The sequence below is a fragment of the Pseudanabaena sp. UWO310 genome (assembly GCF_006861605.1).
Classification (GTDB): domain Bacteria; phylum Cyanobacteriota; class Cyanobacteriia; order Pseudanabaenales; family Pseudanabaenaceae; genus Pseudanabaena.
On record NZ_SELU01000109.1, the window covers coordinates 1 to 9175 of the forward strand.

Below are 9175 nucleotides of genomic sequence, written 5' to 3' on the forward strand. Positions count from 1 at the left end.
TGATTTTGATGACCGTCTCATGTTGAATGCGGCTGGCTTATGGAACTTCTATTTAGATTTTGCTTGCAATGGACAGAAAAAGTAAAATCACCTCTGTGCTTTGCTTTTATTTCCCAACAAGTCTAATGTCGTAAATTTATTATTGATTTGCTTTAGATATACCGCTCCCACATAATTAGCCCCTCTACAGGACTCAATACGAGAGGTGCAGAATAGATAATTGCTATCGCTATCCCCACATTTATTTGGATTGTCAGCACAAGGCCAGCGAATTCCTTCATCACATCTCCATTGACAACTTACATCCGATCCCAATTGATTATTTATAGCTGTTCCAAAATTTAAAACTCCATGAGGAGTCATAACGGTCTTGTAAAGATAATATTCAGTTTGTTCGGGCACTCCTACACCCAATTCATTTAAATTTTGGGCGAAGGTATTTTTCTTTAAATAATAGGCTTGTTGAGCTTGATTCATTGAGCCAACATAACTAATTACTTCAGGCTGTCTACAGGCAAAAGCTGCCGATGTTAGACTCAACCAAATTCCTATAGAACAAATAAGGCATTTAAAAAATCTTAATGACATATCCCTAAAACCTTTTAATTCAGGTCAAAGCTATCTTACCCATGCCAAATCAGATTCTCATCTAGATTAGACAGATACTCATTACTGCTCAGTAAGGGGCTTTGACTCTAAAAATGGCGTTGCCATTTTTAGAATTGGAATTGCTTCAATAAGACTTATGCAGTAGCCCTGCACCCAAGTGCGGGCTAAAAGATCAAACCCGTTGAAACGGGTTAAATAAGAGCATTCTGTAGTCCACTGAAGTGGACTTGAGCTTTTAGCCAAGAACTTGAGTTCTTGGTTTATTTGCGTAAATCCTATTTAAAATAGATAAAACTTTACCGATAGAGGTCTTATGTCAGAACAAAAAACCTATTTAGAACTATCCGAAGGAGATAGTGGCTCTCATAAGTTTTATGAAGTAACTGTAAATGATTTAGAAGTATCCATCCGCTATGGTCGGATCGGCGATCGCGGACAAACTAAAGTCTCTACCTTTGCCACACCTGAGAAAGCTCTAGCTGATGCAACCAAAAAAATTAACGAAAAGAAACGCAAAGGCTATGGGCTAGCCATCATGGGCGAACGTCAGAAAAGATCTGTCACTCGTCGTTCAGGCGCGATCGCAGAGAGCTATAACCAGTCTAGAAAAGGAAGGCGATCGCCAATCATTCAAGCACCTGTGGTGTGGCGGTTTGACACGGGCGCAAGCGCCTTGGGAATTTATATCAAAGACGATCTCTGCTTCGTCGGCAATCAAGCAGGTAAGATTTCCGCAATTACCCATGATGGCAAAGTCCAGATTCAATACAAGCTTCCCGATGGGGTGAAGTGCATTCTCGCTGATGATGATTGGCTTTATGCTGGCTGTGATGATGGCAATGTCTATGATCTCAGTGGCAAGTTACCGCGTGTGGCTTACGCCATTGCCGACAATGTGGATATCTTTTGGATTGATGTCAAAGATGGCATCCTTGCTGTTTCCGATGCGGCGGGATATGTGACCGTGATTAATCACGATGATGAGTCGCAATGGTCGAAAAAGAGCGCAGGCGATCGCGGCTGGATGGTGCGTTGTGATGAGATTGGGGTATATCATGGCTACAACAATGGAGTCACGATGTATGACTGGGAGGATGGAACAGAAATTTGGTCGCATCAAGTCAATGGTTTGGTGGGCTTTGGTTGGCAAGAGGAGTCCAGCATCTTTGCTTCGACAACTACAGGAAATGTCCACCGCTTTAGCAAAAAAGGCGATGTTGAGGCTGTCTATCGTTGTGATGCCTATCTCTGCTCCTGTGCCACGGCTGAGAATGGCAAGTATGTATTTGCAGGCGATACCTATGGCGCGATCTACTGTTTTAATGAAGCAGGCGATCGCCTCTGGAAGCTAGACTCTGGCTGTGGCGCGTCCCAGTCTATGCAATTCTTTAAAGATCATCTCTACATCGTGACGCACTTGGGCTTTCTGGCTTGCATCGATGCCAGTGAAGCGGCGATTCTAGCAGCTCAGTCTGGCACTGTGACCGAAACAGTCAATATCAAAGCTTCCACTTTAGAGGATATTCTCCCTTCTGCAACCGTAGAAACCACTTCTGATAGTAGTCAAGGTGTATTAGTGGAATGTTTCCAAGATGGAAGTAAATTGAGAATTCGCGTTATCTCTGACGGCTACAATCAGAATTGGAAAGTCCAATTTCCTAGAGATATTCGCGAAGCTGGCGCACGTTATCTGGTTGACGAAATCCGCGAATCTTCCAACGGTAGTTTCTATCGCACCTTTGGCGATATCAAAAGGCTAGTTTAACCACATAGTAAGTAGCTAGGCATAAGTAATACCAATTCACGAAAGTGTGACAACACTTTTGTGAATTAAACACCAAACCCAGTAAGGTTTTGAGATTCCCAAAATGGCGTTGCCATTTTGGGAATTGGTATAGACTTAAAACCGAGAAGAGCATACCGCCCGCTGCGCGGGCGGTATGCTCTCTGGTTTTGGTTTTTAATTATGCCGAACTACTTAAAGGGATGCAATCTCTTCAGGTAACAGTGATATAGATTTTTTGCGTTAATCCCACCAAAAATAGAGATTGTCACTAGTTTTGAGGCTATCGGCTAAATTCTCAACTGAGCCACAGCCTTGATCGACGAGATCAGGACAAAATTCGTACATTCTCTCTGCTAACTCTTCGGGGTCTTGAATCGGTGTGAGAAACCGACCAGACAAGAGATCGCCCCGAATAATTGTGATGACAAAAGGTTGTTCTTCTTCAAGTTCGCGGAGCCATTTCAAAACATAGCCAGTGCCAATGCCGTAATTATATCCATTTGTTCCCATAGCGGCGATCGCTTCATATTTATCAGTTGTCGGCAAAATCCACAGCCTGTGGGGCAAATTATCAATGCTACGATCGCATTGAAACACAAAACAATCTCTTTCTAAAAAGTCATTTTGCAATGCTTCTACATCAATTTCTTTGCGCTTATTGGTTCTGACATTGATATAAAATCCGCCTTCAAGCTCATTGATCGCGATCGCTTTATCGCCACAAATTTCAGCTAGATCGCTAACTGCCTGCTGATATTCATCGGTTGCTGCACGTTCCGAAAAGTCTGGTGGCTCAATTTCTTCACCCCAAAGTTCATCATCCTCCTCTTGTTCTACTTCAAGATCGACTTCGAGTTCAGCAGCGCGATCGCCTACAACCCCTCTCAAGAAAGCCAAAACATCCTGACGATGATAAACTTTTGCTAGTCCTAAAGCCGATCTACCCTCACGATCGCGTTTTCCAACATCTACTCCAGCTTCAATCAATTTAGCGATCACTTCTCTACTCGCCCTGTAAATTGATGTTGTGAGTGCATTTCCTTTTTCATAATCTCCCAAATTAGGATCAGCTCCTGCTGCTAAAAGAGCTTCAATTACTTCAATATTCTCTTTGTCTGAATTATAGTGATTTAACGCAAAGATGAGAGCTGTACCTTCATTACACTTAGCATTAACATCTAGTCCTTTCTCAAGTAAAAGCTGAACTAGAAGGAGAGAACCTTGGCTAGCTACATCCATTAGCAAGGTTTGCCCCTCGTCATCTTTAATTTGGTAATCAGCACCACTTTCAATCAAAAATTTTGCAATTTCCTCATGTTTACAATCAATCGCAATAGATAAGGCGCTATTCTTTTTAGCAACCACATTAACATCGGCATTCTCAGCAACTAATCTTTTTACAATCTCTAGATGTCCTTTCTCGCTAGCAATCATCAAAGCTGTGAGTCCCAGTCCATCTCTTTGATTTAAGTCGGAAGTCTTCTCAAGAAGTAAGTCCACAATTGCTGCATGTCCCTCTTGTAAAGCAAACATCAGGGCAGTTCTACCTGTCTGATAACCATATTCAAACAAAGAATCAGCGTTATAACCGCCCGATAATAAAAAAGGTATTTCACCAATTAAATCATTTAGAGTCGGATCGGCTCCATCCCTTAAGAGAATACTTACAAGCTCCGCATGGTTATGTAATGCTGCCAACATAAGAGGAGTTTTGTTTTTGGTGTTCCGTCTAGCATCTCTAGTATTAATATTAGCTCCTTTGGCTAGGGCGGCTATTACCAAATCTGTATTGCCAGCGATCGCTGCATCTAGCAATTCCTCATCCGCAGAAACAGGAGTTTCAACAATTCCAAAGGATTTTAACGTATCCAAAACTCGAACATCATGATTGCGAGTTGCCCAATCAAATGCCGATAAGCCTTCTCCATCTTTGTGATGTGGTGTTGCACCTAATTCTAATAAAGTAGCAACGGTTTCATGATGTCCGCAACGAGCAGCAAGAATCAAGGGGGAGGTGTCGGTGGCTTGTTCTGCCTCTACTTTTAGGGATGAAAAAGATTTTGATTTAATCGCCTCCATTTCTGCTAACGCTTCATTTGCGGTTGCTTCTGGATCGGCTGCTTCTTCCAGATTCTCAATTTTTTCCAACATTCCCCCAAAAGCCTCTAAGGATTTGAACAAATTACCCAAGACTTCTCCTGCTTGCTTTTGTACCTGAGCCTGATTAATCGTAATACGGCTAACTTCAGTATTCACATCTGCACCTGCTTGCACAAGTGCTTTTACAACCTCGGTTCCACCTTGGGCTGACGCTAAGGCGATCGCAGGTGTAGAATGAAAAGTATCAGTACTATTGGGAGAAGCTCCTGATGCCAAAAGTTGGAGGGCAACTTGGAAATGTCCGACTTCTAAAGCGCAATTTAATGGGGCTTTATCATCAACATCAGCACCAGCTTCAATCAAAATTTTTACAATTTCGAGGTCTCCTTTTCTTGCCGCAACAGAGAGCGGAGTTCCTGAGAATGTTTGCACATTTACATCTGCACCTTTCTCAATCAGGATTTTAACCACCTCAACCCCATAATCTAATGCCATCACCATTTCTGTGCGAAGAGCATTATCCCAAGCACCTGCTTCTACAAGGGCATACCTAATTTCGCGATCATATTCAGCAATTTCCAACAAGGTTTCGTCACCATCCTTGAGGTTTGGGTTTGCTCCTTCAGCTAAGAGTTCTCGGACAGTCGAGATATTCTTGGCTCTAACGGCTTCGATTAGTTGGCGATCGCGATTTTGTAGCATAGGATTTGAAATATCTAAATTTTTAGTTTTTCCCCTGCACGATAAATTTAACCTCTATTCCATCGGCATTGTCAATATCAAAAAATACATTTAACACCAAAAACACCCCCCTAAAACTCAACTAAGTTAAAGTATTACGAAACATGTGCAATTTCCCTGCTCATAAGTAGCTTGACAAAAGTGCTGTAGTGAATATTTACTAAATCAAGATATTTGTATAGAGTCTATTTGAGGTGTTGGGTAAGCCCAAATAGCTAGTATTGTAAATTTGTGTGAGGCTTTCCCATGCTAGAGGCATTCTTCATTTTTCTTAGTTCATTTGGCTTGCTAGGGACAGCTTTTTGGGTTTGGATGCTTTATGACTGTCTAAAGAATGGTTCGGGCGATCGCTATCTCTGGCTATGGGCATTAATTCTTCTTAACATAATTGGCGCTTTTCTCTACTTCTTTATTTGCTGGATGCCTCGCTATGGTAGTACTATCCCAGTCCCCCGATTCTTAAGCCGTCGTCGGTTACGTGATGCGCTGTGGCAGGCAGAAGCCGAAGCTAGGAATATTGGCAAAGCGCACCAGTACATCAAACTAGGAGATATCCTATTTGAGCTGGATCAACTGGATAAGTCTGCAAATGCCTATAACAAAGCCTTAGAACTAGAGCCTGATCATCCTAAAGCTCTTTGGGGCGCAGCTTGGGCGGAAAGAAACAACAAAAATTTAGAAGCAGCAAAGACTCATTTGCAAAGGCTATTGAAAGTAGAAGCAGGATTCTCCTATGGAAATGCTTCTCTCACCTATGGTGAACTTTTATTTGATCTTGGTAATCTAGAAGCAGCAAAGACCCACTTGCAGTTGCACCTCAAAAGTTGGAGTCATCCAGATGCCTATATGACACTTGCAAGGATATATCAACAACAAGGAGATATTGCAACTGCTCGCGAGACTTTAGAGACGATGATTTATAAAATCAAAAGCTTTGTTCCATTTCAATATCGTAAGAATCAACACTTTATATCTCAAGCCGAAAAGATACTCAAAAAGTTGAAATAGCTCTGTCCCAATATCTCTTATACCAAAGCTGAAGCTGAAAATGGCTACGCCATTTTCAGCTTCAGCTTTGAAAACCACTACTGAGTTTGGTTTTTAATTCACGAAAGTATGACAACACTTTCGTGAATTGGTATTACATTGCCATAGAGAACAAATTCAGTACAAGACTTCAATTCTAACAATAGCGTTGCTATTGTTAGAATTGAAATAACGCAGGTGCGATCGCTTAGTTACTTTTTCGTCTTATGCGCTTTACTCGTTTTGGTCTGTACTTGGCTTTAATGCGCTGGACTTGCTCCTTGAGCTTGCCACCCTTTTCTGGATTGACCATCGCCACAAAGTTCGCAAAGCCTTCGATGGATTGAATTAAATCAGGATAGTTACCCCAATGCTTTCCTGCTAATCCATCCTTCTCAATCTGAAATAAGGTAGCCCGAAAACGTTTGAGTGTCTCTCTATCCACATTTAGCTTCTCATTAACCACAATCCCTGTTACTTCTTGATGTTGAGATTTATGGAGAACTCTCGTCTTTTGGGGATGGATGGTGAATCCCTCATGAGTTGCGATCGCTTCCGTCCGTTTCAGCACATTACAGATCTGTCGCAAATTCTCACCAGAACCAGAGAAGGTCAAGTCATCAGCATAGCGAGTATACACAAAACCGAGATTTGCTGCCATCTTAGTGAGACGCAGATCGAGGCGACGACAGATTAAATTGGTAATGGCTGGGCTGCTAGGTGCGCCTTGGGGCAAATGGCGATCGCCTAAAGCCACATAATAGGTCTTGCCATCGAGTTCTACTGCCTCTACAGCAGCATCAGTACAAATTAGTCCAAATATCGTGGCAGCAGCTTCGGAATAGCCTAGAGATATAAATAATCCCTTGACCCGCTGGTAAGAAATAGAAGGAAAGAAATCTTGTAAGTCTAGATTGATGACGACATCGGCTCCCACATGCGGCTCGGCATTGGTGACAATCGATCGCCCACGACAAAAGCCATGGGCAGCCTCATGGCAATCCACTTGTTCGAGAATGTGATAGAGAATCCATGTCTGCGCTTGTTTGAGCCTTGGCATGGGCGCAGAAATCAATCGCTCGCCGCCTATTTTTTTGGCAATTTTGAAACGGATGTAGTGAGAGATATTGCTAGCCCGTCTTGAAAAGGCTAAAAATCGCAGTTCTCCGAGGCTGATTCCCATGGCAGCAGCAATCTCCCCTGATGTGCCATATTCTGGTAAGCCGTAGCTTTGTAAGCGATCGCGATCGCATTCAGTTTTATTGAGTCCTGCGGAAACTCCCTCGCCTAGAAATACGATTTCCTGTTGTTTCTTGAGTTCCCAAATTTCTAAACGTTCTTGACGCTCTCGCTCTCGCCGCTCTTTAGTTTCTTGCTGTTTGCGTTTAGACTCCGCTAATCTCTGGGCTAAAGCTTCTTTTTTGAGTGCTTCTTCGTTATGCAGTTGGCGATTTTGCGCTCGTAAATCCTCAAGCTCCCGCATGATCTCGCCCTTGCGCCGAATCTCATCAGCAGGATCCTTGGGCATTTCACCTGCGGCTGGCCAAAACCCTAAACGAATCATTTCCTCCAGAATTACTTCATCTCGGGAGCTACGCCTAATGCGATCGTAAAGTTCCTGACGGGTGCGGGGTTGGTCGGTCATAGTTATTTACCGCAGGTTGCGCTGTCAAAAAGTCACATTCAGCAGTCAACAGGTTACTCCTTCGTAAACCTCTCAGGACTGGATTGCTCAACTCCAGCGGCTCCGCTACTAGTGTGTTCATTAGCTTTTCGGAAGCCAAACCGTAATAACACACTAGTAGCGAGAGACGCACAGTTAAGAGCAAGCCAGTGATGCGCGCTTAGACTAAATGCAAGAATGGCGATCCACCATTCGGATTGCAAGGTTGTTTGCCCTTTTGACTGCTGTTGCGACTGTTTCGTACATGTTTGATATACAAATATGTACTATTCAAAAGATAGCTTAAACAGGGGCTTGGGGTCAAATCCAACATTTTATAATTATTTTATAATTAAAGGTGGGAAAGCTTAATTAAACGTAGGATGCCTTAGGGCAATGTAACGCATCCATTAGTCAACAATGATGAATTAGGCGATCGCTAACTCATGCTACGTTTAACTACAGCATATTCATCATATTTATCTCATGCGACATGATTTTCTTGATTCAATCGCGAACAAACCTTTTTACAAGCTGATTCAGCAAAAATATAGCGGTAAGGTCGCACGGCGAAGTGGCGTTAGCTACATGAACCATATTCAAGAAGGTGCTTTTATTCTTCAGTTGATTTACGGCAACAACGAAACCCTGATGGAAGCATTTTGTCTCCATCCAATTTTTCAAAATGACAAATCACTATCTCAGTTACTTTCTGATGATTCAGATGAACTTGCCTTTATCTCTCCTCCTGCCATAGTTCTAGGGATGGAGTATCGGCGAGTTACTAGTAGTTATAAGATCAAAAATAAAATCCAAAGCTTCGACTCTATCGAAATTGGTCCACTCGACAAAGTTCATAAGATGTTAGTAGCCGACAAAATTCAAAACAAAAAAGATTTTATGAAATATATGTACTTGAAGCATGATCGACCTTCTTATCAAAAGGCTTCTGAGCATGGACTTCAATATTTTGATAGTTGGCTTAACCGATTGTCTGTTAGTCAAGAAATGTATACAGAAATAGTGGAGCAGGTGGAGCGAAACAATCAGTAGTTAATTAAATGTAGGATGCGTTAGTTCAATGTAATGCATCTATTATTCGACAATGATGGATTATGCGATCGGAGACTGTCAAGCATTTTGTGTAAAGTCTAGAAGCTAGATGTGGAGACGATCCTCAAAGAGGATAGCAAATCGATTAAGGGCGGGTTTCCAATCGCGAATGGGCATTGTCCATTTCTTAGAAATAT

7 protein-coding genes are annotated in these 9175 nt (G+C 42.3%); 3 read left to right on the forward strand and 4 right to left on the reverse strand.

Features of this window, described 5'->3' with window-relative positions:
• Positions 1 to 87 precede the first annotated feature (87 nt).
• The gene (locus tag PseudUWO310_RS22220) at positions 88 to 588 is read right to left on the reverse strand and encodes a type IV pilin-like G/H family protein (RefSeq protein ID WP_143190543.1); all 501 of its coding nucleotides are present in this window, start codon (positions 586 to 588) and stop codon (positions 88 to 90) included.
• 334 nt (positions 589 to 922) lie between these two features.
• Between PseudUWO310_RS22220 and PseudUWO310_RS22225 the strand changes: the two genes are divergently transcribed.
• Positions 923 to 2374: a WGR domain-containing protein gene (locus PseudUWO310_RS22225; protein WP_143190544.1), complete on the forward strand. Its 1452-nt coding sequence runs from the start codon at positions 923 to 925 to the stop codon at positions 2372 to 2374.
• A 261-nt stretch (positions 2375 to 2635) separates the two neighbouring features.
• Here PseudUWO310_RS22225 and PseudUWO310_RS22230 read toward each other — a convergent pair whose 3' ends face one another.
• On the reverse strand, positions 2636 to 5197 hold the full coding sequence (locus PseudUWO310_RS22230; protein WP_143190545.1) for an ankyrin repeat domain-containing protein: 2562 nt from the start codon (positions 5195 to 5197) through the stop codon (positions 2636 to 2638).
• A gap of 285 nt (positions 5198 to 5482) precedes the next feature.
• Here PseudUWO310_RS22230 and PseudUWO310_RS22235 point away from each other — a divergent pair, with 285 nt between their 5' ends.
• Positions 5483 to 6244: a tetratricopeptide repeat protein gene (locus PseudUWO310_RS22235; protein ID WP_143190546.1), complete on the forward strand. Its 762-nt coding sequence runs from the start codon at positions 5483 to 5485 to the stop codon at positions 6242 to 6244.
• A gap of 226 nt (positions 6245 to 6470) precedes the next feature.
• Here PseudUWO310_RS22235 and PseudUWO310_RS22240 read toward each other — a convergent pair whose 3' ends face one another.
• Both PseudUWO310_RS22240 and PseudUWO310_RS23455 read right to left on the reverse strand, forming a co-directional pair.
• A complete protein-coding gene (locus PseudUWO310_RS22240; protein ID WP_143190547.1) occupies positions 6471 to 7907 on the reverse strand; it encodes a reverse transcriptase family protein in 1437 nt (478 codons plus the stop codon).
• The gene (locus PseudUWO310_RS23455; RefSeq protein ID WP_223805813.1) at positions 7861 to 8028 is read right to left on the reverse strand and encodes a hypothetical protein; all 168 of its coding nucleotides are present in this window, start codon (positions 8026 to 8028) and stop codon (positions 7861 to 7863) included. Before PseudUWO310_RS23455 ends, PseudUWO310_RS22240 begins: the two co-directional genes overlap by 47 nt.
• A gap of 383 nt (positions 8029 to 8411) precedes the next feature.
• On the opposite strand from PseudUWO310_RS23455, the gene PseudUWO310_RS22245 reads away from it, so the two are divergent.
• Complete coding sequence (locus tag PseudUWO310_RS22245) at positions 8412 to 8978, forward strand: hypothetical protein (RefSeq protein WP_143190548.1); 567 nt, start codon at positions 8412 to 8414, stop codon at positions 8976 to 8978.
• Positions 8979 to 9175 lie beyond the last annotated feature (197 nt).

What these genes read in the sequence shown, in the direction of transcription:
- PseudUWO310_RS22220 (WP_143190543.1), bottom strand. Translation starts at nt 588, where the DNA reads ATGTCATTAAGATTTTTTAAATGCCTTATTTGTTCTATAGGAATTTGG.
- PseudUWO310_RS22240 (WP_143190547.1), bottom strand. Translation starts at nt 7,907, where the DNA reads ATGACCGACCAACCCCGCACCCGTCAGGAACTTTACGATCGCATTAGG.
- PseudUWO310_RS22225 (WP_143190544.1), top strand. Translation starts at nt 923, where the DNA reads ATGTCAGAACAAAAAACCTATTTAGAACTATCCGAAGGAGATAGTGGC.
- PseudUWO310_RS23455 (WP_223805813.1), bottom strand. Translation starts at nt 8,028, where the DNA reads ATGAACACACTAGTAGCGGAGCCGCTGGAGTTGAGCAATCCAGTCCTG.
- PseudUWO310_RS22245 (WP_143190548.1), top strand. Translation starts at nt 8,412, where the DNA reads ATGCGACATGATTTTCTTGATTCAATCGCGAACAAACCTTTTTACAAG.
- PseudUWO310_RS22235 (WP_143190546.1), top strand. Translation starts at nt 5,483, where the DNA reads ATGCTAGAGGCATTCTTCATTTTTCTTAGTTCATTTGGCTTGCTAGGG.
- PseudUWO310_RS22230 (WP_143190545.1), bottom strand. Translation starts at nt 5,197, where the DNA reads ATGCTACAAAATCGCGATCGCCAACTAATCGAAGCCGTTAGAGCCAAG.